This is a genomic window from Rhizobacter sp., assembly GCF_031412075.1.
Taxonomy (GTDB): Bacteria; Pseudomonadota; Gammaproteobacteria; order Burkholderiales; family Burkholderiaceae_C; genus Rhizobacter.
Window position 1 is genome coordinate 1 of record NZ_JANOCG010000277.1, and the last position, 23,391, is coordinate 23,391.

Here is a 23,391-nt window from a genome sequence, read left to right on the forward strand (position 1 = left end):
GCTCTACCCGAACATGAATGTGGCTGAGAACATCAGCTTCGCGCTCGAGATGCGCAAGGTGCCCAAGCCCGAGCGCGAGGCCGCCGTGCAGCGCGTGGCCAAGATGCTGCAGATCGAGCACCTGCTCGACCGCAAGCCCGCGCAGCTCTCGGGCGGCCAGCGCCAGCGGGTGGCGATGGGGCGCGCACTCGCACGCAACCCCAAGCTCTTTTTGTTCGACGAGCCGCTCAGCAACCTCGACGCCAAGCTGCGGGTCGAGATGCGCGCCGAGATCAAGCTCTTGCACCAGCGCACCCGCACCACCACGGTGTACGTGACGCACGACCAGGTCGAGGCCATGACGCTCGGCGACCGCATCGCGGTGATGAAAGACGGCACGGTGCAGCAGTTCGGCACGCCGGACGACATCTACAGCCGCCCGGCCACCCGCTTCGTGGCCGAGTTCATCGGCTCACCGGCGATGAACATGCTGCAGGCCGACGCCGTGAAGCAGGGTGACACCATGCTCAACGTGAAGGGCCAGGCCATCGCGCTGAGCGCGGCGCAGCAGCAGGCCTTGCAACAAACGCCGGTGGCGGGTTGCGTGATCGGCCTGCGGCCCGAATGCATCCAGCTCGCCGACGAGGGTGTGCCCGGCCGCCTGACCTTGTTGGAGCCGACCGGCCCCGACACCTACGCCTTCGTCGACACCGCCATCGGCAGCCTGGTCCTGCGCACCGGCGGGCGTGTCACGCAGCGTGTGGGCGACAGCGTGCGTGTGGCGTGGGATGCGCGTGACTTGCACTTGTTCGATGCGGGCAGCGAGGCACGCATCGGCTGAGCGGCTCCACCATCCGGGTGGAGCCCACACTCCGCTCGCCCAGAGCCCGCCACACCCCGTTCGCCCAGTGCCTGCCACACCCCGTTCGCCCTGAGCCCGCCACACCCCGTTCGCCCTGAGCCTGTCGAAGGGTGCGCACAGCACGGCGCCGGCTTCGACAGGCTCAGCCCGAACGGAGTTTGTTGCTCAGCCCGAACGGAGGTGGTGCTCAGCCCGAACGGCGGAGGTTGCGCAGCCAGAACGGAGGTGGTGGTAGCCCCGCCCGAACCGATTGGAAGCAATCAGCGCTTCGCCTTGACCCCAACCTTCTTCTTCACCGGCTTCGCATTGCGCGCCCGGAGCGCCGCCTCCATCGCCAGCCTCGCCCAAGGCAGCATCAGCGCCGGTGACTCCATCGTGTCTTCCGGCACGGTCCAGTAGCTCACGGTCACCTGCTTGCCGGCGCCGTCGTACACAAACGGTTCGCAACCAGCAGCCTCGAAGCGCGGCCGGGTTTGTGCATCGGCCTTCAGGTACAGCCGGTCCGCGATGACCAGCGCGAGAAACACCTCGTCCACATAAAAGCCATAACCCCCGAACATGCGCTTCACGCGCGTGGGCCCCAGCGTGCCCAGCAGCTCGGCGCAATGGGCGGGAAATTCAGACAGTGTGGCCATGCCCATGCCTCGCGCGATTGATGGTGATCTGCATCATAGGAGCCAGCCGCCACGCCCCGCACAATCGGCACGCTTCGTGTATGCCAGCGTGCCATGTCCACACCCGTCGAACGCCACACCCTGTTTGAAGACGCTCAGGCGCTGATCATCGGCACCTTGTTCATCTCGCTCGGCGTGGCCTTGTTCAAGCATGCCGGCCTGCTCACCGGCGGCACGGCGGGCCTCGCTTTCTTGCTGCACTACGCCACCGACGTGAGCTTCGGTCAGCTCTTCTTCCTGATCAACCTGCCCTTCTACTGGCTCGCCTGGCGCCGCATGGGGCGGGCCTTCACGGTCAAGACCTTTGTGGCCGTGGCTTTGCTCTCGGCCTTCACCGAGCTGCAGCCGCTGGTGCTCGGCTTCGGCACGTTGCAGCCGCTGTATGCGGCCGTGATGGGTGGCTTGTTGATGGGCGCCGGCTTCCTGATGCTGTTTCGCCACCGGGCCAGCCTGGGCGGCGTGGGCATCGTGGCCCTGGTGCTGCAGCAAGAGCGCGGCTGGCGGGCCGGCAAGGTGCAGATGGCGGTTGATTGCGCCATCGTGTTGGCCGCCTTGTTCGTGGTCGCGCCCGACCGCATCGCCTACTCGCTGGTGGGCGCGGTGGCACTCAACCTCACGCTCGCCGTCAACCACAAGCCCGGGCGCTACGTCGCGATGTGACTGCACAATCAATGCTCTTGTTGGAGACCCCGCATGACCCCAGACGAACGCAAAGCCCTGCGCGACAAGCTCATCGCCGCCCGACAGGCCTTGCCCGACCGGCTGGAGCTTGCGGTGCAGCTGCAAAGTGTGCTGCGCAGCTGGCTGGTGAGCCGACGCGAGTCGAGCATCGGTGCCTACTGGCCGATCAAGGGCGAGTTCGACCCGCTGCCCGCACTCTTTCGCTGGAGTGAAGGTGGCCCCGAAGGCTCACCTCGCCGCATCGGCCTGCCGGTGGCCGACAAGGCAACCGGCGAGCTGCGTTTTCACGTGTGGTTCCCCGGCTGCCCGATGGAGCTGGATGCGTATGACATCCCCAAACCGAAAGACACCGACGAGTTCAAGCCCGCGCTCCTGCTCGTGCCCTGCGTGGGCTATGGGCCAGGCGGCATTCGCCTCGGCTATGGCGGCGGGTTCTACGACCGCACGCTGTCGGAGCTGAACCCCCGCCCGCTGACCATCGGCATCGGCTACGCACACGGCTTCTTGCCCATGCTGCGCGGCGGGCCCGACGACATGCCGCTCGATGTGGTGCTGACCGAAGAAGGCGTGGTCTGGAAGCGCTGAGCGCCTGGCCAGGCCTGCACCGGCTGAACGGCCGGCCCGAAGCGGTGCTTCTTCACACCGCGTGAGCCAGGGCCAAGCTGCTGCGCACGGACAATCAAGGTCGTGCAACGCGGCAAGCGCCATGGACCCGTTCTCCATCATCGTCATGCTGGCCATTCACCTCGTCGCGAGCGGCGGGTTGATGTTTCTCGTGTGGCGCCTGATGCCCGACGCGCCGGGCCTGGGCCGATGGGCGCTGGCGAGCACCTTGTTCGGCCTGGGCTACCTGGCACGCCTGTTTTTTGGCATGCAGACCGTCGACCTGATCGGTGTGGCCTCCGACGGCGTGATGCTGCTGGCCGTGTTGCTGTTCAGTGAAGGCCTGCGCGAATTTTCCGGCAGCCCGCTCGCGCCGCGCCACCAGCGGGTGGCGCTGTGGGTGCTGATCTTTGCGGCCCAGGCCTTGGCCTCGGTGCTCGGCGGTGTGCTCTGGCGCCACATCGGCATCAACCTCGCCACCGGCTCGATGTATGCGGTGATGACCTGGTCGCTGGCGCTCGAGATCCGCCGCCAGCCGCTGGCGCTGCACGCTCCCTTGCGCCTGCTCGCCGCGATGATCGGCGGGCTGGGTGCACTCACGCTGCTGCGCTCCTACAGCATCGCCACCGAAGGCATGGCCGTCGCGTTCAAGGGCTTCTTCGCCCAGGCCTTCTACATCTATGCCTCGCTCGCGGCCGTGGTGGTGGCGATGACGATGTTGTGGCTCATGTTCCTGCGCCTCAACGGGCGGCTGGCCGAGCTGGCCACACGTGACGCGCTCACCGGCGTCTACAACCGCAATGGCCTCGACCGGGCGCTGCAGCAGCACTTTGCACGGCGCGATGCACCACCACTCACGCTGCTGCTGGTTGACATCGACCACTTCAAGCGCATCAACGATACACAGGGCCACGCCACCGGCGACGCCATGCTCAAGGCCGTGGCCACCGCGCTGCTGGCGCAGCTGCGCGCGGGCGACTTCGTGGCGCGCGTCGGCGGTGAAGAGTTCCTGATCGGCTGCGTGGGCGCGCCCGACGAGGTGGCGCTGCCGCTCGCCCAACGCCTGCGCAGCAGCGTGGGCCGCCTGCAGGTGCTGGGGGCCGACGGCAGCCACCCCGTCGCCTGCACCGTGAGCGTGGGTGTGTCGGCCGGCTTCAGCAGTTACGGCGGCTGGGAGGCCGCGGCGCTGCAAGCCGACCAGGCTTTGTACGAAGCGAAAGCCTCGGGGCGCGACGGTGTGCGGCCGTTTGTGGCCGCCTGAAGCCGCGTGCCTGCAAGCGCAGGGCCGTCAATCAAAGATGTCGCTCAGCCACGACTTGGGCTTGCGGTAGCCCTGACCGTGCTTTCTGTAGTCGGAGTCCACAAAGTCAGGGCGCCGCTGCGCGGGTGGGGTGTACGGCTGCGGCGGGGCGCTTGGTGGCGCTTGCGTCGCACCTGCGCTGCGCTCGATGAGCTTGTCGAGCTCGCCTCGGTCAAGCCACACGCCACGGCACTGTGGGCAGTAGTCGATCTCGATGCCTTGGCGGTCGGCCATCACCAGGGTGGCGTCTGGGCATGTGGGGCACTTCATTCAGATCTCCTGTCGGTTGTTGAAAGTTCGATCCGCCGGTAGACGCGGCCTGGGGCAAAGAGTTCAATGGCCCAGGGCCTGTCATCCCAGCCAACGAAACGCGAGGGGCATCAACAACGAAGCCAGCAGCGCCTGCAGCCCGAGCGCCATGCCGGCATAGGCGCCCGCATCGGCATCCACCTGCAGGGCACGTGCGGCGCCGATGCCATGCGCCGTGGTGCCGAGCGCAAAACCGCGCACCGCCCACACGTCAATGCGCAACAGGTCAAACAGATACTTGGCCGACAGCGCACCCACCATGCCGGTGAGCACCGCGAACACGGCCGACAGTGCCGGCACCCCGCCAATGCGCTCGGCAATGCCCATGGCCACCGGCGCCGTCACCGACTTCGGCGCCAGCGAGCGCAACACCTCGTCGGGCAGGCCCAGCGCCCAGCCCAGCACCACCGCACACGCCGCCGCCGTGATGCCGCCCACCAGCGCGGCCAGCACCAGCGCCACACCACGGCGCCGCATCTCGGCCCGCCTCTGCCACAGCGGCCAGGCGAGCGCCACCACCGCCGGCCCAAGCAGCACGTGCACAAACTGCGCGCCGGCAAAGTAGGTGGGGTAGGGCGTGCGCGTGATGAGCAGCACCCCACCGATGGCCACCACCGACCACAACACCGGGTTGGCCCAGGGCGCACGCTGCATGCGCTCGTAGAAGGCTTGCGCCGTGACGTAGGTGACGAGCGTGGCCGTCAGGCCGAACAGCGGCGTTGACGACAGGTAGACCCACAGCTGCACGAATTCAGCCATGGCGTTCTTCTGTGGTGGCAGGCGCCTTGCGCAGCAGCCCGCGCAACACCAGCGCCGTGACGGCCATGCCCGCCCAGGTGGAGAGCACGATCACCAGCAACAGCTTCCACCCGTACTGCGAGATCAGCGCCAGGTGCGTGATCACCCCCACACCGACCGGCACGAAGAGCAGCGACAAATGGGCGAGCAGCAAATCGGCCGCGGCGTTCACCGGCTCGCGCACGGCGGCCCACTGCAGGGCAGGCAAAAGCAACAGCATGCCGACCACTGGGCCGGGGAAGGGCAGCGAGAGCGAGTGCGTGAAGGCTTCGCCCAAGGCTTGAAGCAGCAGCAACCAGGCGAGGCCGCGAAGGGCCGGCATGCGAGGGGCTCCGGGTGGTTGAAGGGGCGGGAGCCATCCTAACTGCGTGGGGTTTTGTGTTGCGTGGGGTACGCGTTGTGGGGCTGCTCTCGGCCACAAGCTGCCGGTCACGAACGACCGCTGTCAGGCCTGCCGCGTGTACACGTTTCAGACATCAAACACAAATTGGGCCTGCGAGCCACTCACGTAAAGCCCGCTGCGACCCGAGGATGAATCCAGGCCCCCACGGACGGTGATCCAGAGCGGGCCAGTCATCCAGGATCCACGCCAGCGTGAGCAACAGCCGTGCAGTGACAAGTACCGAAACCTGCAGGGCCAGGTCTGGTGAAGGCGTGTGTTCAGCGGCATAGCCTCGCAGCAGTGCGTCGCGCAAGGCCGGGTACTGCCGTCGATGGTCGTGATTGCTCGCCAGCGGGTAGCGCAGGTACTGCAGCGTGGCCGCAAGATCCATGGCGTGATGGCCCATCCCGCAGTCGGCGAAGTCGATGGCGCCAGCAGCGCCGCGCACGAAGAGCAGGTTCCATGGATGCAGGTCGCCGTGCACCAAGCCCCAACACTCCGGCCCCCGACCGAAGGCTTCGATCGCATCGTGCAGTCGCCCAGCCGAGTCACGAAGCAGCGCGCGGTGGGTTGGGCTCAGGCGCTGCATCCCGGGCCGAGTGCCTCCGGCCCAGGCCTGCAGGTCCAGCGGCGCGGCTTGGCGCTCCGTTCGAACGCGGCCGGCTGAGTGCAACGCCGCGGCCACTCGATGCAAAGCGCCGGTGAACCGTCCAACAGCATGCAACCGAGCGGGTGTGAGGCCGCGGTCGTGCTGACGACCATTCAGCCATGTCAGAAGGACCGCGTAGCGCCCATCCGGATGGCGGTGCAGCCGCGCTCCCTGGGCGCTGCGATGCGGAACTGGCACGTGCAGCCCGGCTGCAGCCAGCGCTTCAAGCCAGTCCAGTTCGGTATCGATAGTGGCCGGATCCTGGTGGCTCATCGAGTAAACGCGCAACGTCAAATCAGGACCTGCCCTGGGGCGGACCCGCCATACCTCGCAGTCCAGTCGGGCCACGCAACGCAGCGCGGCGGCCCGCACGCCGTGACGGCTCAGCAGCGTATCGATGAATGGGTCATGCACGGCATGAAGTGTGTCTCAGCGCGAATTCGACTTCAGCAGCGAGTAGCTCGGGTGGCTCCATGATCGATCGATCTCGGTCGAATTGGGGATGGCCGCACTGGCTTTGCGTCTGCACACTGAATGGAAAAGGGTGCCCACCATGCGATTCCACGTCATTCTCCCGTTGCTTGTTGCCGCGTCCTTCGCCCTGGTGAGCGGCCCCACTGTTGCCCAAGCGCTGCCGTCACCGCGCAATGTGCCCTACCTCGGCGTGATCACCTTGCGGGTTGACGCGACCGATGTTGATCACAAACGCTTGCAGGTGCGCCAAACGTTGCCGGTGCGCCCCGGCCGAGTGGTGTTGCTGTACCCGCAGTGGATTCCAGGCCAGCACGCGCCGACCAACGAGGTCAAGAGGCTGACCGGCCTGCGCATCGAAGCGAGCGGCAGGGTGCTGCCGTGGCGGCGTGATCCGGACCACTTCCATGCCTTCGTCGTCGACGTGCCGGCGGGCGCCACCACACTCACCCTTGCGTTTCAACAGGTGCTACCGCTCACGCCGACGGGCAGCGACACGCTGCTTGGGCGGAAGTTCATTGGCGTCCAATGGCAGGGCGCGGTGCTATACCCGGCCGGGTACGATGTATCTCGCATCGAGGTCGATGCCACGCTGCGACTGCCGGATGGTTGGAAACATGGCAGCGCGCTGCGGCCGGTTGGCGAGGCGGCGCCAGGCGGCGAACTGCGCTTCGAGCGCGTCTCACTCGAAACGCTGATCGACTCGCCGGTGTTCGCTGCGCGGCACACAAAGCGCATCGAACTGGACCCAGGCAGCGCGTCGCCGGTGTTTCTCAACCTGTTCGCCGAAGAACCGGCGTCGCTCGATTACACCGACGCCGCGATGGATGCACACCGCAACCTTGTACGCCAGGCCGACCGCCTGTTCGGCGCGCGCCACTTCGCGCACTACGACATCCTGTTGGCGCTTGGCGAAGACATCGACATGGGGCTCGAACATCATCAGTCGAGCGAGAACGGCGTCAAGGCCGACTACTTCAAGGACTGGGCGAAGAGCGTACCGGCGCGCTACCTTGTGCCGCACGAGTTTGTCCATTCGTGGAATGGCAAGTTCCGCCGCCCGCGCGACCTGTGGGTGCCCAACTTCAACATGCCGATGCGCAACAGTCTGTTGTGGGTCTACGAGGGGCAGACGGAGTACTGGGGCGAGGTGCTTGCGGCGCGCTCTGGCATGAAGAGTGCAGCCGAGGTACGCGAGCGTCTCGCGCGGACAGTCGCCTGGCTGCAGGCCAGCGCCGGCCGTCATTGGCGCAGCCTGCAGGACACCACCGACGACGAGATCATGGCCGGCCGCAAACTGCCGATCGAATGGTATAGCTGGCAGCGCTTCGAGGACTACTACGACGAGGGCGCTTTGATCTGGCTCGACGTCGATGCGCGGATTCGCGAGGCTTCGGGCGGTGCTCGTTCGCTTGATGATTTCGCGCGCGCCTTCTTCGGCGTCGAACCCGGCCGCGTCACACCGCTGCTGTACGACTTTAACGACGTGGTTGCAACACTGAATGGCGTGCAGCCTTTCGGCTGGGCCGCCTTCTTTCGCGCGCGTCTGGACACGGTGGGGAACAATGCCGTGTTCGACGGCCTGGCACGTGCCGGCTGGCGGCTGATGTTCACCGACAAGCCGAGCGACTACGCGAAAGCATCTGACTCGTACTGGGAGTCGGCCGACTTCATGTACTCGCTAGGCCTACGGGTGGGCAAGGAAGGCAAGCTAGGCGAGGTGCTGTGGGACAGCCCGGCGTTTCGCGCCGGCTTGACGAAAGGCCTCACGCTGCTCGCCGTCAACCTGCGCGCTTACGACGCCGACGTGCTGCGCGACGCCGTTACCGCCGCCGCCAAACCCGACGGGCCGTTGGTCGAGTTGTTGTTGAAGGACGGGAGCGACTACCGCATCGCTCGCATCGACTGGCGCGGCGGCCTGCGCTACCCGTTCCTCGAACGAATCGACGGCACGGCCGATCTCCTGACCCCAATTCTTTCGGCGCGATGATCAGCAGAGAGCAACCAAGCCTCACCCGGCTCACTCCCTAGGCCACGGGAGGCTACATGGGGCGACGATTGGGCATTCAACGTTCGCAACGGGTCGTTAGCGGGTTCACGCGAACCCGATCCCGATCCCGTGGTTTTGCCGGACGAGACGGACTGCCAAACGTCCGACTTCCGACGCCCGCAGTGGAGCTCGGTTAACCGCCGCCGACCGCGCGTCCGCAGTGACGATCTCCTTGGCGCGCCCTTACACTGAATCTGCGCCCTCCGCCCTCGGCCGTTGGCGCAGCAACTGGGCTTCCGACCCGTCGGGAGCGCAGCTCGAATGCTGGCGCCGTCTAGCTTCACTTCTACCAAGGAACGACCATGACCAGTCCCATGCATACCTTCGCCGTTCCCGTCTTCAAGCAGATGCTGATGGCGCTTAGAGCCGAACTGGCGCAGGCGAGTACGCACGCCAAGGCCCACTCGATTGAGCCGGACGCCTTGCTGCAGGCGCGCCTGTATCCGGACATGTTCGCGTTGGCCAAGCAGGTGCAGATCGCGGCCGACTTTGCGCGTGGTGTATCGGCACGCCTCGCGGGTGTCGAGGCCCCCACCCAGGAGGGAAAAGAGAAGAGCTTTGCTGATCTTGACGTCCTACTGGCCCAGACGGTGAGCTTTCTGGATGGCCTGAGCGCATCGCAGTTCGAAGGCAGCGAAAGCAGAGAGATCATCTTGCGTCCCGGTACACCGAAGGAGAAAAGGCTGATGGGTCAAACCTATCTGGCGAACTACGGCCTGCCGCAGTTCTTCTTTCATGTCACTACTGCGTATGCCATCCTGCGCCACAACGGGATCCCCATCGGCAAGCGTGACTACATGGGCGTGTACTGACTGGCGTTCGATGCTGCGAGCCCCGGGTGAGCTTGTCCTCCTTCGACCATTCAGTCGCCGTAGCTGCTGATTGACAAGTGGGGGCGCGAGCGACTGCTTTGGAGCGATCAATTCAGAACTGCGAATGTCGCTGAAGGGTCGAAAGCAGCCCATGCCGTTTCGCCACTGGCGGCCCAGCCCCGGTTCACGCCTGCTATCGTGACCTGCCTCCCGTACCTCAAATCGGTGGCCGCGATGAAGCTGCTCGTTCTTGGCGGAACCGTGTTCCTCGGCCGGCTCATCACCGAGGCGGCCCTGGCGCAGGGCCACGAGGTGACGCTGCTAAACCGCGGCCAGCACAACCCCGGCCTCTTCACGCGCGCACGGTCACTCACGGGCGATCGTGATGGCGACATGGCGGCCCTGCACGGTCACCGCTTCGACGCCGTGATCGACTGCAGTGGCCAGACACCCACCCACATCACGCGCGCCATCGAGGCACTTGGTCCCGACGTGCCGCACTACCTCTTCGTGTCGACCATCTCGGTCTGTGCGTCGTTCCCGCCCGGCGTGCGCTACGACGAAGGTGTGCCGGTGTGCACCGGCCACGAAGGCTACGGCGCGCTGAAGGCTCGCGCCGAAGAAGCGATTCAAGCGGCGTGGCCCGGGCGCGTGGCGGTGGTGCGCCCGGGGCTCATCGTCGGCCCGTTCGACCCCACCGGCCGCTTCACCTATTGGCCACGGCGCGTGGCACGCGGCGGCGAGGTGCTGGCACCGGGCCGGGCCGGGCGCCCTGTGCAGTTCATCGATGTGCGCGACCTGGCGGCCTGGTGCCTGCAGCTCGCGCTGGCTCGCACAACGGGTGTGTTCAACGCTGTCGGGCCGAGCATCACGATGGCGCAGCTGCTCGACGATTGCCGCCAGGCCGCCGGCAGCGATGCACGCTTCACCTGGATGGACGACGCCGCGCTGCTCGCCCTGGGTGTGGCGCCCTGGACGGGCTTGCCGCTGTGGCTGCCGGAGGCCGATGCCAGCTTCGGCGGCATGCTGCTGGCCGACAACTCGCGTGCCATCGCAGCGGGCCTGCAACTGCGCCCCACGCGCGAGACAGCGCGCGACACGCTGGCCTGGGCCGAGTCGCTTGGGCGTGAGCCACCGGCCAGTGTTTTCACCCTGACGCCTGCCGACGAAGCTCGCTGCCTTGCGCTCAACTCACAGCGCGAGCGGCTCTGAAGGCGGCCGAAAATCCGCTGCGGCCACCCGCGCGCCGATTGCCGCCTAGCGCGAGCTGCTGGGCGCGCAGCCGAACCAGCGCCTGAAGGTGCGGCTGAAGTTCGAGGTGTCCGCGTAGCCCAGGCGCTCGGCGATGCGCTCGACCGGTTCGCGGGTGTGCTGCAGGAACCACAGCGCCTGCCCCCGACGCTCTTCGTCGAGCAGCGCCTGGAAGCTGCTGCCCTCGCGTTTCAACTTGCGCATCAAGGTGCGGCGTGACACGCCGCACTGTCGCGCCGCCGTGTCGAGATCCGGGTAGCCTCGCCCGGTTTGCCGCGCTTCATGCAGCAAGCGGCGCAGCCGTGGCGCCAGAGCGCCGTCGCAGCGGCTTTGCAGTTGTTGCTCGCAGTCGTTCCATGCCGCCTCGAAAGCGGCCCGGTCTGCGGTGATGCAAGGTTCGGCCAACGTCTCGGCATCGAACACGAAGCGCATCGCCGGTGCGTCGAATTGCAGTTGCCCGCGGCTCAAGGCGCGGTAGGCGTCGTGCCAGGCCGGCGCCGCCCAGGGCAACTCGATACGCAGGCGCTCGGGCGCGTAGCCCAGCACGCTTTCGATGATGCGCAGCACGGTCGCCAGCATGGCCTCGAGCACAAAACAACGCACCTCGCCCAGCGCCACCCGCTCATGCAGGCACAGGGCCAGGCCGTCGTGGTGCTCGCTGAGCTCGAAGTCGATCGCCGCGTTGCGCAAACTGCCGAAGCGCACCACCACCTCCAGCGCCTGCCGCAGGTCGCGGCTTGCCACCACCGCATAGCCCACCGCGCCATGCGCCGACAGCGCCACGCTGCGCCCGAGCAGCAGGCCGAGTGCGGGCTGTGCGCTGGCCTGGCCGGCGGCGGCGACCAGATGGCGCACCGTGCGCAGGCCCAGCCACTCGGCCTCGGTGGCCAGGCGAGCCGCGCTCAAGCCCGCGGCTGACAGCACCGCATCGACATCCGCATTCAGCCCGCGCAGCAACATGCCCAGCAGGCGCGCATAAGTGGGGTGCAGCAGCGGGAGTTCGTCGTCCGGGTCGGCTGTGGAAGGAGGCTCCATCATCGTTGGCACTATAGGACGACCACTTGCCACTTTCATCGGTGGTGGTGCGGGCTGCCGCGTCCGACACTGCGCCGACAACAGCACGAGGAGACCGCGATGACGCCCATCAGCCTGAGCCCGCCCGAGCCGCCGATGTACCGCGACCGCAAGCGCCTGGCCTGGTTGCTGTCGCTGGTGGTGCCGCTGGGGGTGGCGGCCGGCCCCTTGTTGTGGCTGCTGACCGGGCACAACGCGGCGCTGTGGGCGCCGATCGTCTTCATGTATGGGGTGGTGCCGTTCATCGACCTCTGGCTGGGCGAGGACCGCAGCAACCCGCCCGAGGACGCGGTGCCCTTGCTCGAGGCCGACCTCTTTTATCGCCGCGTCACCTACGCCCTGGTGCCGCTGCTGTGGGCCTCGTTCATCTACGGCGCCTGGTTCGTCAGCGCGTACGAGCTGCCCTGGCACGGCATGCTGGCGGTGGTGATCAGCACCGGCATGGTCGGTGGCTTCAGCATCAACCTGGCGCATGAGTTGGGCCACAAGGGCAGCCGGCTCGAGCGCTGGCTGGCCAAGATCGTGCTGGCGCCCACCGCGTACGGGCATTTCACCGTCGAGCACAACCGAGGCCACCATCGCGACGTGGCGACGCCGGCCGATCCGGCTTCGTCGCGCATGGGCGAGTCGATCTGGCGTTTCGTGCTGCGCGAGATGCCGGGCACCGCGCGTCGCGCGTGGCAGATCGAGGCCGACCGACTGGCGCGCGCGGGCAAGCCGGTGCTCTCGCTGCACAACGAGATCCTGCAGCCGCTCTTGATCACGCTGGCGCTGTGGACGGCGTTGGTGATCTGGCTGGGGCCACAGGTCCTGCTGTTCATTCTGGCGGCGTCGATGTGGGCCAACTTCCAGCTCACCAGCGCCAACTACGTGGAGCACTACGGACTGCTGCGCCAGGAGCGTGCGCCGGGCAAGTACGAGATCTGCCAGCCGCACCATTCATGGAACAGCAACCATGTGTTTTCGAACTGGGCCACCTTCCACCTGCAACGCCACTCGGACCATCACGCCCACCCGCTGCGGCGTTACCAGTCGCTGCGCCACTTCGACCACCTGCCCACGCTGCCCAACGGCTACTTCGGCATGTTCACCATCGCCTACATCTCGCCCTGGTGGTTCAAGGTGATGGACGCGCGGCTGCTGGCCACCGTCGGGCACGATCTCTCGCGCATCAACCTCGACCCGCGCCGCCGCGAGGCATTGATCCGCCGCTACGGCCTGCGCTGACCGGGCTGCCGCTCTTCCCACCATCCCGATAATGCCCTGGGGCCGCCCGACGGCGCCCGCCCTCGATCAACCCCAGGAGCATTCAGATGGCCGCACAAGCCGGTGGCGAGCAACTCGTTCAGGTGGTCGCCTTGTTGGCGGCTGGCGTGGTGGCGGTGCCCTTGTTCAAGCGCCTCGGGCTCGGCTCGGTGCTGGGTTACCTGGCGGCGGGGCTGGCCATCGGGCCGTTTGGCGTGGGGCTGTTTTCCGACCCGGCGTCGATCCTTCACGTGGCCGAACTCGGTGTGGTGATGTTCCTTTTCATCATCGGCCTGGAGATGCAGCCCACGCGCCTGTGGAGCCTGCGCAGCGAGATCTTCGGGCTGGGCCTGGCCCAGGTGTTGTGCTGCGGCGCGCTGCTGACCGGCGTGGGCATGCTCTTCGGGCTGAGCCTGACGGTGGCCTTCGTCGCCGCCTCGGGCTTTGTGCTCACGTCCACGGCCACCGTGATGCTGCTGATGGACGAGCGCGGCGAGACCGTCTCGGCGCGTGGCCAGAAGGTGGTGTCGATCCTGTTGCTCGAAGACCTGGCCATCGTGCCGCTGCTGTTGATCGTGGCGCTGATCTCGCCGGTGCATGTCGACACCGGCAAGCCGCTGTGGCAGATCGTGCTGGTGGCCGTGGTCGCGGTGGCCAGCGTCGTGGTGGCCGGCCGCTGGCTGCTCAACCCGATCTTCCGGGTGCTGGCCGCCGCCAAGGCGCGCGAGGTGATGACGGCCGCCGCGCTGCTGGTGGTGCTGGGGTCCGCGCTGCTGATGCAGTCGGCCGGGTTGTCGATGGCGATGGGCGCGTTTCTGGCGGGCGTGATGTTGTCGGAGTCGAGCTTTCGTCACCAGCTGGAGGCCGACATCGAGCCCTTCCGGGGCATCTTGCTGGGTCTCTTCTTCCTGAGCGTGGGCATGGCGCTCGACCTGGCGGTGTTTGCCACCCACTGGCCGCAGATCGTGGTCGGGGTGCTGGTCTTCATGTTGGTGAAAGCGGCCGGCATTTACGCCGTGGCGCGCGCCTTTCGCACGCGCCATGCCGATGCCGTGCACCGCATGGTGTTGATGGCGCAGGGCGGCGAGTTTGCGTTCGTGCTGTACACCGCCGCGATGACGGCAGGCTTGATCGACGGCCCCACCAACGCGGTCATGACGACCATCGTCATCCTGTCGATGGCCTTGACGCCCCTGGCGGTCGGCGCGCTGAAGTGGTTGGTGCCCAAGCCGGCGCCCTCGGCCGATGGCGCCGAAGCGCCCGACGGGCTGACCGGCAGCGTGTTGCTGATCGGCTTCGGGCGCTTCGGCCAGGTGGCCAGCCAGGCGCTGCTGGCGCGCGGGGTCGACGTCTCGATCATCGACAAGGACACCGAGATGATCCAGAGCGCCGAGCGTTTCGGCTTCAAGGTTTATTACGGTGACGGCACGCGGCTCGACGTGTTGCACGCCTCCGGCGCGGGCACGGCGCAGGCGATTGCGGTGTGTGTCGACGACAAGGCGGCTTCGCTCAAGGTGGCCGAGCTGGTGCGTCACGAGTTCCCCCAGGCCAAGCTGCTGGTGCGCTCGTTCGACCGTGGGCACGCGCTGGCGCTGCTCACTGCGGGCGTCGACTACCAGATCCGCGAGACCTTCGAGTCGGCAAGCGCATTCGGCGAGGCGGCGCTGCGCCTGATCGGCGTCGACCCGGAGACCGCCGCCGAGGTGGCGGCGGACGTTCGCCGCCGCGACGAGGAGCGGCTGTCGCTGCAGCTGACGGGTGGCATCCGCGCGGGCGTCGAGCTGATGCACAGCAACCGCATGAAGCCGGCGCCGCTGACCCCGCCCGCGCGGCCCGGCCAGGCCCTGAGCGCGGAGACGGCGGCCGTCACGGCGAAGGGCTGAACACAACCCCACCTCCGCAAACACGGGTGGTTGCCGGGGGTGAACGGATGTAGGCTGGTGACCGAAAGAGCGTGAAAGGTGCCCGATGGAAGGCACGGACCCGATTGTTTCGGATGGTGGCGCAGGCGAATCGACACGCCTGCAGGCGCTTGCGCGCTACGAGGTGCTCGACACCCCGCCTGACGAACACTTCGATGCCCTGGCCCTGCTGGCCGCGCGCTTGTGCAACACCCCGATGGCCGTGATCACGCTGGTGGACGACCACCGCCAGTGGTTCAAGTCGGTGGTCGGGATCAACGTGCGCGAAACCCCGCGGGCCATCGCGTTCTGTGCCCACACCATCGAGGGCACCGGCCTGTTTCAGGTGCCGGACGCGCAGGCCGACCCCCGCTTTGTCGACAACCCGCTGGTGACAGGCGAGCTTCATCTGCGTTTCTACGCCGGCATCCCGTTGCAGGTGGAAGGCGGGTGCAGGATTGGCGCGCTGGCTGTGCTCGACCGTGAGCCACGCCGGCTGACGCCGCAGCAGCTGGACGACCTGGAGAGCCTGGCCCACCAGGTGGTGGTGGTGCTCGAAGAGCGCCGCCTGCGCCTCATGGCCGAGCTGGACTCGGACCAGGCCAGGCGCCAGTCCAGTTCATTGCTGGTGATCGCGGGCCGGGTGGCGCGGCTCGGGGCGTGGGAGCTCGACATCGCCCGCCAGAAGGTGACCTGGTCCGACGTGGTGGCAGACATCCACGGCATGCCGAGCGGCTACTCGCCGCAGCTCGATGAAGCCTTGTCGTTCTACGTGGAGCCCGATCGTTCGACCCTGGCGTGGGCGGTCGACACCTGTTTGCAGGAGGGTGTGCCGTTCGACCAGGAGCTCGTCTTGCAACCCGCGGGGGGCGGTGGCCGGCGGTGGGTGCGGTCGATTGGTGAAGCGGTGCGCGACGCCGAAGGCCGCATCACCCACCTGCGCGGCGCCTGCCAGGAGATCACTGAACGCAAGGTGGCCGAAACCCACCGCGAGACGCTCGAGCGACAGCTCCTGCAAGCCCAGAAGATGGAGTCGATCGGCACGCTGGCGGGCGGCATTGCACACGACTTCAACAACATCCTCGGGGCGATTCTCGGCAACGTGGCCTTGGTGCGCGACGCGCTGCCGCCTGAAGGCGCGGCGCAGGTGGCGTTGGCCACCATCGCGGGCTCGGCGCAGCGTGCGCGTTCGTTGGTGCAGCAGATCCTGGCCTTCGGCCGCCTGCAGGCCACGCAGCGGCTGCGCCAGCCGTTGCGGCCCCTGATCGACGAAGCCGCGCAGCTCTTGCATTCCACGCTGCCTGCCAACGTGTCGCTCGAAACCAGTTGCCCGCCCTCCGAGGTGTACGCCGAGGTCGACGCCAACCAGCTGCAACAGGTGTTGATCAACCTGTGCACCAACGCGTGGCATGCGATGCCGGCCGGCGGCGGCAGCATCGTGATCGGGCTCGATGTGCAAGGGCCCGACCCCCTGCGCGCCGATGCGAGCGTTTCGCCCGCACACGGTTCGTACGCTCACCTGTGGGTGAAGGACAACGGCTGTGGCATCGACCCGGCCGTGCAGTTGCGCATCTTCGAGCCCTTCTTCACCACCAAGCCGGTGGGCCAGGGCACGGGGCTGGGGTTGTCGGCGGCGCACGGCATCGTCGTGGCGCATGGCGGCACCATCAGCGTCGAGAGCGAGCTCACGCAGGGGAGCATCTTTCACATTTATCTGCCGGGCTGCGCTGCGCCGGCACCCGATGTGGCCGCGAAGCCGAGTGCTTCGGCGCGACAGGCGCGGCTCGACGGCCTGCGCGTGTTGTGCGTGGACGACGACCCGATGATGCTGACCACCATGCAGGCCCTGCTGGAGCGGGAGGGTTGCCAGGTCGATGCGCTGCTCGATGCCCGCCAGGCGCTGGACCGGCTGCAACGTGAGCCCGCCGCCATCGACCTGCTGGTGACCGACTACAACATGCCCACCATGAACGGCCTGGCCCTGGTGCAGGCGGCCAAGCGCTTGTCTCCCGGCCTGCCGGTGGTCATGGCGTCTGGATTTCTGAGCGACAAGCTGTGCGAGCAGGCCACCCAACTCGGCGTGCACGCCTTGGTGCAGAAAGAGCGCACGGTGGAAGACTTGATGGTGGCGGTGCGTGAGGTGATTCGCCGGTAGACGCTGCCAGCGGCGCGTGTTTCGAGGCACTTGCCTACAGCACCTGTCGCCGCTTTCCGATGGCGCACCCAGCGTGCGCCGTATGGAATGCAGGTCTTTTGACTCCGTCTGTGCCATGACTTCCTACAACAACGCAAACGAAGGCGACCTGCCGCTTTTCGTCGTGCTCAACGCCGGCTCGGGCAGCCAGGACGGCCAGGTGGCGCACGACACCATCACCCGCGTGCTCGGCGAGGCCGGGCGACGGCACGAGGTCGACATGGTGCAGCGAGGTGCCGACATCCCTGCCGCCGCACGTCGCGCCGCGGCGCGTGCGCAAGCCGAGGGCGGTGCCGTGGTGGCGGCCGGCGGCGACGGCACGATCAACACCGTCGCCCAGGCCGCGCACGAGGTCGGCTGCCCGATGGGCGTGGTGCCGCAAGGCACCTTCAACTACTTCAGCCGCACGCACCGCATCCCGCTGGAAACCGAAGCCGCCACCCAGGCGCTGCTGGCCGCGCGCCCGATGCCGGTGCAGGTGGGCGAGGTGAACGGTCGGGTGTTTCTCGTCAACGCGAGCCTTGGGATGTACCCCGAGCTGCTGGAAGACCGCGAGAAGTTCAAGTCGCGTTTCGGGCGCAACCGCGTGGTCGCGATGTTCTCGGCGCTGGCCACCGTGCTGCGCGAACACCGCCAGTTGCGCCTGCGCATCGAATCGGCAGGCCAGGCGCGTGACGTGCGCACCTCCACGCTTTTTGTCGGCAACAACCGGCTTCAGCTCCAGCAGGTGGGTTTGCCGGAGGCCCGCGCCATCGAGCACGGCCGCGTGGCCGGCGTGATGCTCAAGCCGATGGGCAACCTGGCGCTGCTGCGCCTGCTGCTGCGCGGTGCGACGGGGACGCTGGGCGAAGACGACCGGGTCGAAAGCTTCGAGTTCGAGCGCATGACGGTGTCACCCTGGCTGCCTTACGGCACGCGCCGGGCCAAGGTGGCTGCCGACGGCGAGGTGAGCTGGATGCGGTCACCGCTCACCTTCGGCGTCTCGAGCAAGCCGCTCTACCTGCTGAAGGCGCCGGATGCTGCTGCACCTGTCTGACCCGCACTTCGGCACCGAGCGGCCGCACGTGGTGGAAGCGCTGGTGAGATTCGCGCACGCCCAGCAGCCGCAGGTGGTGGTGCTGTCGGGCGACATCACACAGCGCGCACGGCGCGCAGAGTTTCGCGCGGCGCGCGCGTTCATCGACCGCCTGGGGGCGCCCGACGTGGTGGCGATTGCCGGCAACCACGACATCCCGCTGTTCAATCTGCTGGCGCGCGCCGTCTCGCCCTATGCGGGCTTCCTGCGGGAGTTTGAGCATCTCGACCCGTCGCTCGACATGCCCGAGCTGCTGCTGCTGAGCGTGAAAACGACGCGCCGCTACCGGCACACCAACGGCGAAGTGTCCGAGGCCCAGATCGACGCGGTCGCGCAGCGCCTGCGCGCGGCGCGCGAACGGCAGCTGCGCATCGTCGTCGTGCACCAGCCGATCGAGGTGTTGCGCGCCGAAGACGAGCACGACCGCCTGCGCGGCCACGAGGCCGCCGCGCGCCGCTGGGCCGAGGCCGGGGCCGACCTGGTGCTGGGCGGGCACATCCACCTGCCTTACGTGCTGTCGTTGCACGAGCGCCTGCCCGGGCTTGCCCGCCGCGTGTGGGCAGTGCAGGCCGGCACCGCCGTGTCGCAACGTGTGCGCGAAGGCATCTCCAACTCGGTGAACCTGCTGCGCTGGGGCGGGCCGTTGCCCGCAGGGCGCTGCGTGGTCGAACGATGGGACTACCTGGCGGCGACCGACGCTTTCTCCCTGGTGCTGGAGACGACGCTCGACACCGGCCTGCAGTAGAGTCGCCTGCCACGTCGGCCACTCTTGCCACCGCCATGAACCGCCTGCAGTCCGAGTTGCGTCGCCTGTACCTGCCGCACCCAGCGGCTGACGCGGGCGCAGATGACGACACGTCCTCGCCCGCCCTGATCGACGCCCACGGCCGCGTGCGCGCCATGGTGCTCGAGCTGGCCCGGCCTGCGAGCTGGGAGCTGTTGTCGAAAGTGTGGCGCGGCGTTCAGGCCGACCTGGAATGGCCTGCACCCGCCATTGCCGTGTCGGGGACGGATGGCTTTCAGCTCTGGTTCTCGCTCGCCGAGCCGGTGCCTGTCGCCAAGGCCCACGCGGTTCTCACGCAGTTGTGTGCGCGTTATCTGTATGAGCTTGCACCCACGCGCTTGAGCCTGATGCCGACGGTGGATGCCTCGGCACCGCAGCAGGCGTTGCACGCGCGCTGGGTGCCGCAAGAGCAGGCGTCCAGCGGCCTCTGGTCGGCGTTCGTCGCACCCGATCTGGCGCCTGTCTTCACGGAGACCCCCTGGCTCGACACCCCGCCCGGCCACGACGGCCAGGCCGATGTGCTGGCTCGCCTGGGCAGCATCAAGCGGCCAGCCTTTGAGGCTGCGATGGAACGGCTGCAGCCGGCGGTGCCCGCAGTGTCGAGCGCCGATGCCGGGCTCACACCGACGGCATCGGGCGAGTCGCTGGAGGCGCGGCGATTCTTGCTGCGGGTCATGAACGACGACGCCGTGGCGCTGGCCCTGCGCATCGAAGCAGCCAAGGCGCTCCTGTAGGCCGTCGCAAGTCGATCTACCGCTTTGACACCAGCGCCTCGGCCCGCTCTCTCGCCCGCGCCGTCACGCTGCCTGCCAACCCCACCGCGCCGTGGCCCGCCAGCATGCGTGCAAACACCTCGCGCACCTTGCTCGCACTGACGGCCTGCAAGCGCGCCAGCCACCCCTGCGAATCGCGCAGCTGCCCGAAGGTGAACACATCCTGCGCAGCGGCTTCAAGCCGCCTGGCCGGGTGCTCCAGCGCACGCAGGGTGCGCACGCTGATCTGGTTGCGGGCGCGTTGCAGGCCCACCGGGTCGCTGCTGTCGGCATGCTCTTGCAGCAGGCGCGCGGTCTCGGTGAAGAAGGCCTCGGCTTGTTTCGGGTCGGTGGCCGCGTCGATGACGATCTGCCCGGCGTGCGGCATCACGTCGGCCGAGCAGGCCACGTGGTAGGCCAGGCCCCGGCGCTCGCGTATCTCATCCAGCAGCGGTGAGCTCATGCCCTCGCCAAGCAGCGCGGCGGCGAGCACATGCGCCACGTGGCTGTCATCGGCCAAAGGTGGTGCCTCGTAGCCCATCACGATCTGGCACTGTTCGCTGCCCGGCACCCGGCGCGCCTTCACACCGCCTTGCCACACGGGCGCTGCCACGGTGTTGGGCTCGCCCCGCGGCATGTCGCTGAACGCGGCTTCGGTGGCGCGCAGGAAGGCGGCTTCGTCGACCGGGCCGGCGGCGGCCACCACCACGTTGCAGGCGGTGTACTGGCGTTGCACGTAAGCCAGCAAGTCGTCGCGCGTGACGCGCTTCAGAATCGCGCGGGTGCCGATCACCGAGCGTCCCGCCGCATGCTGCGGGCCGTAGCAGGCGCGGTCGAAGAGTTCGAAGGCGATGTTCACCGGGTCTTCTTCGAATTCGGTGAACTCGTGCTGCAGCACCTGGCGCTCGCGCTCCAGCTCGTCGGCCGGGAAGCTGCTGTTGCGCACGATGTCGGCCAACAGCGCCACGAAGGTGGGCAGGTCGGCGGCCAGGCCTTCGATGTGGAAGGCGGTGTGGTCCTTGTCGGTGTGCGCGTTGACCTCGGCACCCAGCCGCTCGGCATCGAGGTTGATGCGCTGGCAGTCGCGCGTGTGTGTGCCCTTGAACGCCATGTGCTCGACCACGTGGCTGATGCCGTTGAGCCCCTTCGGCTCGTGCAGGCTGCCGGTGCGGATGAACACGCTCAGGCTGACCGTCTGCCGCCAGGGCATGGGGATGGTGACGGCGCGCAGGCCGTTGGCGAAGGTGTGCAGGGTGGCAGTCAAATCACTAGCGACCCAATTGCGCCAGCGCCGCCTGCAGGCCCGTCACACCACCGACGCGCTGGTCGTTGATGAAAACCTGCGGCATCTGCCGCACCGAGGGGCCGCACTTTTCGAAGAAGGCCAGTCGTGCGGCCTCGTCATCGATGCGGATCTCTTCAAAGGCGATGTCGCGGGTCTTGAGCAGCATCTTGGCCGTGTCGCATTGGGGGCAGGCCGATTTCGAATAGACGACGATGTTGAGCTTCATGGTTCAGCCGTGCAGGCCCAGCCGTTTGCAGATGGCGAGCGATGCCACCGATTGGTTCATCGTGTACAGGTGCAGCGCCGGTGCGCCGCCGGCGACCAGTTTCTCGCACAAGGCGCTCACCACATCGAGGCCGAAAGCCTTGATGGATTCGGTGTCGTCGCCAAACGATTGCAAACGAAGGCGAATCCAGCGCGGGATCTCGGCGCCCGAGCTGTCGGCGAAACGGATGATGCCCGCCGAGTTGATGATGGGCATGATGCCGGGCACGACGGGGATGTCGGCGCCGAGCTTGCGAGATTCGTCGACGAAGCGGAAGTACGCGTCGGCGTTGAAGAAGAACTGCGTGATCGATGAGTTGGCACCGGCGCGCACCTTCGCGAGGTAGGCCTGCATGTCGGCCTCGGGCGAGCGTGCTTGCGGGTGCATCTCGGGGTAGGCCGCGACTTCGATGTGGAAGTGGTTGCCGGTCGATTCGCGGATGAAGCCGATCAGGTCACTCGCATAGCGGAACTCGCCGAAGCTGCCATAGCCGCTGGGCAAGTCGCCGCGCAACGCGACCAGGCGGCGAACGCCTGCGGCCTTGAACTGCGCGAGCTTTTCGAGCACCGATTCGCGCGTGGCACCGATGCAGGTGAAGTGCGAGGCGGCGTCGACGCCTTCGGCCAGGATGGCTTGCACCGCGGCGTAGGTGCCGTCTTGTGTGGAGCCGCCAGCGCCGTAGGTGACCGAGCAGAACTGCGGTTTGAGCACGTAGAGCTGCTGGCGCACTGTGGCGAGCTTGGCCACGCCTTCAGGGGTTTTGGGGGGAAAGAATTCCAGGCTCAGGGGAATCTTGGTCGGGGTCATCTCAATCTTTCCAGTTGCAACGGTCAAGCGAGGGGCTGCTTCGCCCACACGAAAAATTCGGTGTTGCCGTTGCCGCCCTTGATCGGGCTCTCGAAGTACTTCTGCACCTTCAGGCCCAGGCCTTTGCAGGCTTGCCACAGGCGCGTCTCGACTTCGGCGAAATGAACCTTGTCTTTGACGATGCCGCCCTTGCCGATCTGTGCCGGCTGCAGCTCGAACTGCGGCTTGATCAGCACCAGCAGGTGGCCACCCGGTGCGAGGTAGTTCACCATCGTCGGCAGCACATGCGTAGACGTGATGAACGACAGGTCGGCGGTGACGAAGCCAAAGCTGTGCGGCGTGTTGGCGGCCTCAAAGGCCGTGCCCGCCACATCGCGGCCGTTCACACCTTCGAAGCTGACCACACGCTCGTCGGCCTGCAGCTTGGGGTGCAGCTGGCCATGGCCGACATCGAGGCCGACCACGCGCCTGGCCCCGGCCTGCAGCAGCGCATCGGTGAAACCGCCGGTGCTCTGCCCCAGGTCCAGGCAATCGAGCCCGGTCACATCAATGCCGCAGGCTTTCAACGCCCCTTCGAGCTTGAGCCCACCGCGCGACACGAAGCGCAGTTCCGCGTCGTCGGTGATCTCCATCTCGCAGTCTTCGGGCACATCGAGCCCCGCCTTGTTGACGACGGCCCAGCCCTTGGGGCCGAGCCAGCGCAAGGCGTTGCGCTCGATCAACCGTTGCGCGGCCGACCGGGTGGGGACAAGGCCCCGCAGAAGTATCAGTTGGTCGGCGCGCATCGTGATCAATAGCGGTAGGTGTCGGGCTTGTACGGGCCGGCCTTCGACACGCCGATGTACGCGGCTTGTTCGTCGGTCAGCTCCGTCAGCATCGCGCCCACCTTCTTCAGGTGCAGGCGGGCGACCTTCTCGTCCAGGTGCTTGGGCAGCACGTAGACCTTGCCGGCTTCGTACTTGTCGGACTTGGTGAACAGCTCGATCTGCGCAATCGTCTGGTTGGCGAAGCTCGACGACATCACGAAGCTCGGGTGGCCCGTGCCGCAGCCCAGGTTCACCAGGCGGCCCTTGGCCAGCATGATGATCTTCTTGCCGTCGGGGAAGATCACGTGGTCGACCTGGGGCTTGATCTCTTCCCAGGTGCAGTCGGTCAGCGCGGCAACGTCGATCTCGTTGTCGAAGTGGC

General features: G+C 67.3%; 24 protein-coding genes. 13 read left to right on the forward strand and 11 right to left on the reverse strand.

The window, feature by feature from the left end; genetic code table 11:
- Positions 1 to 820, forward strand: an 820-nt coding sequence (locus tag RMO40_RS09955) for an ATP-binding cassette domain-containing protein (protein ID WP_309719991.1), incomplete at its 5' end; no start/stop codon positions are given.
- A gap of 281 nt (positions 821 to 1,101) precedes the next feature.
- Here the strand turns inward: RMO40_RS09955 and RMO40_RS09960 are convergent.
- Positions 1,102 to 1,476, reverse strand: coding sequence for a TfoX/Sxy family protein (locus RMO40_RS09960; protein ID WP_309719993.1), 375 nt, complete (start codon positions 1,474 to 1,476; stop codon positions 1,102 to 1,104).
- 93 nt (positions 1,477 to 1,569) lie between these two features.
- Here RMO40_RS09960 and RMO40_RS09965 point away from each other — a divergent pair, with 93 nt between their 5' ends.
- From RMO40_RS09965 to RMO40_RS09975, 3 genes are all read left to right on the forward strand, one after another.
- Positions 1,570 to 2,175 (forward strand): YitT family protein, encoded by a 606-nt coding sequence (locus RMO40_RS09965; protein WP_309719995.1) that lies wholly within the window; start codon positions 1,570 to 1,572, stop codon positions 2,173 to 2,175.
- Between the two features lie 33 nt (positions 2,176 to 2,208).
- On the forward strand, positions 2,209 to 2,781 hold the full coding sequence (locus RMO40_RS09970) for a 5-formyltetrahydrofolate cyclo-ligase (RefSeq protein ID WP_309719997.1): 573 nt from the start codon (positions 2,209 to 2,211) through the stop codon (positions 2,779 to 2,781).
- Positions 2,782 to 2,902: 121 nt separating this feature from the next.
- The gene (locus tag RMO40_RS09975; protein WP_309720000.1) at positions 2,903 to 4,060 is read left to right on the forward strand and encodes a GGDEF domain-containing protein; all 1,158 of its coding nucleotides are present in this window, start codon (positions 2,903 to 2,905) and stop codon (positions 4,058 to 4,060) included.
- 27 nt (positions 4,061 to 4,087) lie between these two features.
- On the opposite strand, the gene RMO40_RS09980 is transcribed toward RMO40_RS09975, so the two are convergent.
- The 4 genes from RMO40_RS09980 to RMO40_RS09995 form a co-directional block, all read right to left on the reverse strand.
- Positions 4,088 to 4,369: a zf-TFIIB domain-containing protein gene (locus RMO40_RS09980; RefSeq protein ID WP_309720002.1), complete on the reverse strand. Its 282-nt coding sequence runs from the start codon at positions 4,367 to 4,369 to the stop codon at positions 4,088 to 4,090.
- Positions 4,370 to 4,450: 81 nt separating this feature from the next.
- The gene (locus RMO40_RS09985; RefSeq protein WP_309720004.1) at positions 4,451 to 5,167 is read right to left on the reverse strand and encodes an LrgB family protein; all 717 of its coding nucleotides are present in this window, start codon (positions 5,165 to 5,167) and stop codon (positions 4,451 to 4,453) included.
- Positions 5,160 to 5,528 (reverse strand): CidA/LrgA family protein, encoded by a 369-nt coding sequence (locus RMO40_RS09990; protein ID WP_309720006.1) that lies wholly within the window; start codon positions 5,526 to 5,528, stop codon positions 5,160 to 5,162. The genes RMO40_RS09985 and RMO40_RS09990 overlap by 8 nt, the downstream gene beginning before the upstream one ends.
- Before the next feature lie 154 nt (positions 5,529 to 5,682).
- On the reverse strand, positions 5,683 to 6,651 hold the full coding sequence (locus tag RMO40_RS09995) for a phosphotransferase (RefSeq protein ID WP_309720008.1): 969 nt from the start codon (positions 6,649 to 6,651) through the stop codon (positions 5,683 to 5,685).
- Between the two features lie 139 nt (positions 6,652 to 6,790).
- Between RMO40_RS09995 and RMO40_RS10000 the strand changes: the two genes are divergently transcribed.
- From RMO40_RS10000 to RMO40_RS10010, 3 genes are all read left to right on the forward strand, one after another.
- Positions 6,791 to 8,698, forward strand: coding sequence for a M61 family metallopeptidase (locus RMO40_RS10000; RefSeq protein WP_309720010.1), 1,908 nt, complete (start codon positions 6,791 to 6,793; stop codon positions 8,696 to 8,698).
- Between the two features lie 362 nt (positions 8,699 to 9,060).
- Positions 9,061 to 9,570 carry a DUF1993 domain-containing protein gene (locus tag RMO40_RS10005; RefSeq protein WP_309720013.1) on the forward strand — a complete coding sequence of 170 codons (510 nt, stop codon included), beginning with the start codon at positions 9,061 to 9,063 and terminating at the stop codon, positions 9,568 to 9,570.
- 234 nt (positions 9,571 to 9,804) lie between these two features.
- Positions 9,805 to 10,782: an NAD-dependent epimerase/dehydratase family protein gene (locus RMO40_RS10010; protein WP_309720017.1), complete on the forward strand. Its 978-nt coding sequence runs from the start codon at positions 9,805 to 9,807 to the stop codon at positions 10,780 to 10,782.
- A gap of 45 nt (positions 10,783 to 10,827) precedes the next feature.
- Here the strand turns inward: RMO40_RS10010 and RMO40_RS10015 are convergent, their stop codons facing one another.
- Positions 10,828 to 11,859 (reverse strand): AraC family transcriptional regulator, encoded by a 1,032-nt coding sequence (locus RMO40_RS10015; RefSeq protein WP_309720019.1) that lies wholly within the window; start codon positions 11,857 to 11,859, stop codon positions 10,828 to 10,830.
- 96 nt (positions 11,860 to 11,955) lie between these two features.
- Between RMO40_RS10015 and RMO40_RS10020 the strand changes: the two genes are divergently transcribed.
- The 6 genes from RMO40_RS10020 (at position 11,956) to RMO40_RS10045 (ending at position 19,828) form a co-directional block, all read left to right on the forward strand.
- A complete protein-coding gene (locus tag RMO40_RS10020) occupies positions 11,956 to 13,122 on the forward strand; it encodes an alkane 1-monooxygenase (protein ID WP_309720021.1) in 1,167 nt (388 codons plus the stop codon).
- Positions 13,123 to 13,208: 86 nt separating this feature from the next.
- A complete protein-coding gene (locus tag RMO40_RS10025; protein WP_309720025.1) occupies positions 13,209 to 15,023 on the forward strand; it encodes a monovalent cation:proton antiporter-2 (CPA2) family protein in 1,815 nt (604 codons plus the stop codon).
- Positions 15,024 to 15,108: 85 nt separating this feature from the next.
- Positions 15,109 to 17,196, forward strand: a complete 2,088-nt coding sequence (locus RMO40_RS10030) for a response regulator (protein ID WP_309720028.1) — start codon at positions 15,109 to 15,111, stop codon at positions 17,194 to 17,196.
- Positions 17,197 to 17,311: 115 nt separating this feature from the next.
- A complete protein-coding gene (locus RMO40_RS10035; protein WP_309720032.1) occupies positions 17,312 to 18,271 on the forward strand; it encodes a diacylglycerol kinase family protein in 960 nt (319 codons plus the stop codon).
- Entirely contained in the window at positions 18,252 to 19,055 is an 804-nt protein-coding gene (locus RMO40_RS10040) for a metallophosphoesterase (RefSeq protein WP_309720035.1), read from the forward strand. The genes RMO40_RS10035 and RMO40_RS10040 overlap by 20 nt, the downstream gene beginning before the upstream one ends.
- Before the next feature lie 35 nt (positions 19,056 to 19,090).
- Positions 19,091 to 19,828: a hypothetical protein gene (locus RMO40_RS10045; protein ID WP_309720039.1), complete on the forward strand. Its 738-nt coding sequence runs from the start codon at positions 19,091 to 19,093 to the stop codon at positions 19,826 to 19,828.
- 16 nt (positions 19,829 to 19,844) lie between these two features.
- Here RMO40_RS10045 and RMO40_RS10050 read toward each other — a convergent pair whose 3' ends face one another.
- The 5 genes from RMO40_RS10050 to RMO40_RS10070 all read right to left on the reverse strand — a co-directional run.
- Positions 19,845 to 21,110 (reverse strand): insulinase family protein, encoded by a 1,266-nt coding sequence (locus RMO40_RS10050; protein WP_309720041.1) that lies wholly within the window; start codon positions 21,108 to 21,110, stop codon positions 19,845 to 19,847.
- 4 nt (positions 21,111 to 21,114) lie between these two features.
- Entirely contained in the window at positions 21,115 to 21,357 is a 243-nt protein-coding gene (locus RMO40_RS10055) for a glutaredoxin domain-containing protein (protein ID WP_309720043.1), read from the reverse strand.
- A gap of 3 nt (positions 21,358 to 21,360) precedes the next feature.
- Positions 21,361 to 22,203 carry a methylenetetrahydrofolate reductase [NAD(P)H] gene (gene metF, locus RMO40_RS10060; protein ID WP_309720046.1) on the reverse strand — a complete coding sequence of 281 codons (843 nt, stop codon included), beginning with the start codon at positions 22,201 to 22,203 and terminating at the stop codon, positions 21,361 to 21,363.
- Positions 22,204 to 22,226: 23 nt separating this feature from the next.
- Positions 22,227 to 22,988: an SAM-dependent methyltransferase gene (locus RMO40_RS10065; protein ID WP_309720049.1), complete on the reverse strand. Its 762-nt coding sequence runs from the start codon at positions 22,986 to 22,988 to the stop codon at positions 22,227 to 22,229.
- A gap of 5 nt (positions 22,989 to 22,993) precedes the next feature.
- A partial coding sequence (locus RMO40_RS10070; protein WP_309720052.1) for an adenosylhomocysteinase occupies positions 22,994 to 23,391 on the reverse strand: 398 nt, incomplete at its 5' end.

Excerpts from the sequence above, each read along its gene's own strand:
- RMO40_RS09965 (WP_309719995.1), top strand. The coding sequence starts at position 1,570 with ATGTCCACACCCGTCGAACGCCACACCCTGTTTGAAGACGCTCAGGCG.
- RMO40_RS10000 (WP_309720010.1), top strand. The coding sequence starts at position 6,791 with ATGCGATTCCACGTCATTCTCCCGTTGCTTGTTGCCGCGTCCTTCGCC.
- RMO40_RS10065 (WP_309720049.1), bottom strand. The coding sequence starts at position 22,988 with ATGCGCGCCGACCAACTGATACTTCTGCGGGGCCTTGTCCCCACCCGG.
- RMO40_RS09975 (WP_309720000.1), top strand. The coding sequence starts at position 2,903 with ATGGACCCGTTCTCCATCATCGTCATGCTGGCCATTCACCTCGTCGCG.
- RMO40_RS10020 (WP_309720021.1), top strand. The coding sequence starts at position 11,956 with ATGACGCCCATCAGCCTGAGCCCGCCCGAGCCGCCGATGTACCGCGAC.
- RMO40_RS09985 (WP_309720004.1), bottom strand. The coding sequence starts at position 5,167 with ATGGCTGAATTCGTGCAGCTGTGGGTCTACCTGTCGTCAACGCCGCTG.
- RMO40_RS10005 (WP_309720013.1), top strand. The coding sequence starts at position 9,061 with ATGACCAGTCCCATGCATACCTTCGCCGTTCCCGTCTTCAAGCAGATG.
- RMO40_RS10030 (WP_309720028.1), top strand. The coding sequence starts at position 15,109 with ATGGAAGGCACGGACCCGATTGTTTCGGATGGTGGCGCAGGCGAATCG.
- RMO40_RS10045 (WP_309720039.1), top strand. The coding sequence starts at position 19,091 with ATGAACCGCCTGCAGTCCGAGTTGCGTCGCCTGTACCTGCCGCACCCA.
- RMO40_RS10025 (WP_309720025.1), top strand. The coding sequence starts at position 13,209 with ATGGCCGCACAAGCCGGTGGCGAGCAACTCGTTCAGGTGGTCGCCTTG.
- RMO40_RS10055 (WP_309720043.1), bottom strand. The coding sequence starts at position 21,357 with ATGAAGCTCAACATCGTCGTCTATTCGAAATCGGCCTGCCCCCAATGC.
- RMO40_RS10035 (WP_309720032.1), top strand. The coding sequence starts at position 17,312 with ATGACTTCCTACAACAACGCAAACGAAGGCGACCTGCCGCTTTTCGTC.
- RMO40_RS09960 (WP_309719993.1), bottom strand. The coding sequence starts at position 1,476 with ATGGCCACACTGTCTGAATTTCCCGCCCATTGCGCCGAGCTGCTGGGC.
- RMO40_RS09990 (WP_309720006.1), bottom strand. The coding sequence starts at position 5,528 with ATGCCGGCCCTTCGCGGCCTCGCCTGGTTGCTGCTGCTTCAAGCCTTG.
- RMO40_RS10040 (WP_309720035.1), top strand. The coding sequence starts at position 18,252 with ATGCTGCTGCACCTGTCTGACCCGCACTTCGGCACCGAGCGGCCGCAC.
- RMO40_RS10015 (WP_309720019.1), bottom strand. The coding sequence starts at position 11,859 with ATGATGGAGCCTCCTTCCACAGCCGACCCGGACGACGAACTCCCGCTG.
- metF (WP_309720046.1), bottom strand. The coding sequence starts at position 22,203 with ATGACCCCGACCAAGATTCCCCTGAGCCTGGAATTCTTTCCCCCCAAA.
- RMO40_RS10010 (WP_309720017.1), top strand. The coding sequence starts at position 9,805 with ATGAAGCTGCTCGTTCTTGGCGGAACCGTGTTCCTCGGCCGGCTCATC.
- RMO40_RS09980 (WP_309720002.1), bottom strand. The coding sequence starts at position 4,369 with ATGAAGTGCCCCACATGCCCAGACGCCACCCTGGTGATGGCCGACCGC.
- RMO40_RS09970 (WP_309719997.1), top strand. The coding sequence starts at position 2,209 with ATGACCCCAGACGAACGCAAAGCCCTGCGCGACAAGCTCATCGCCGCC.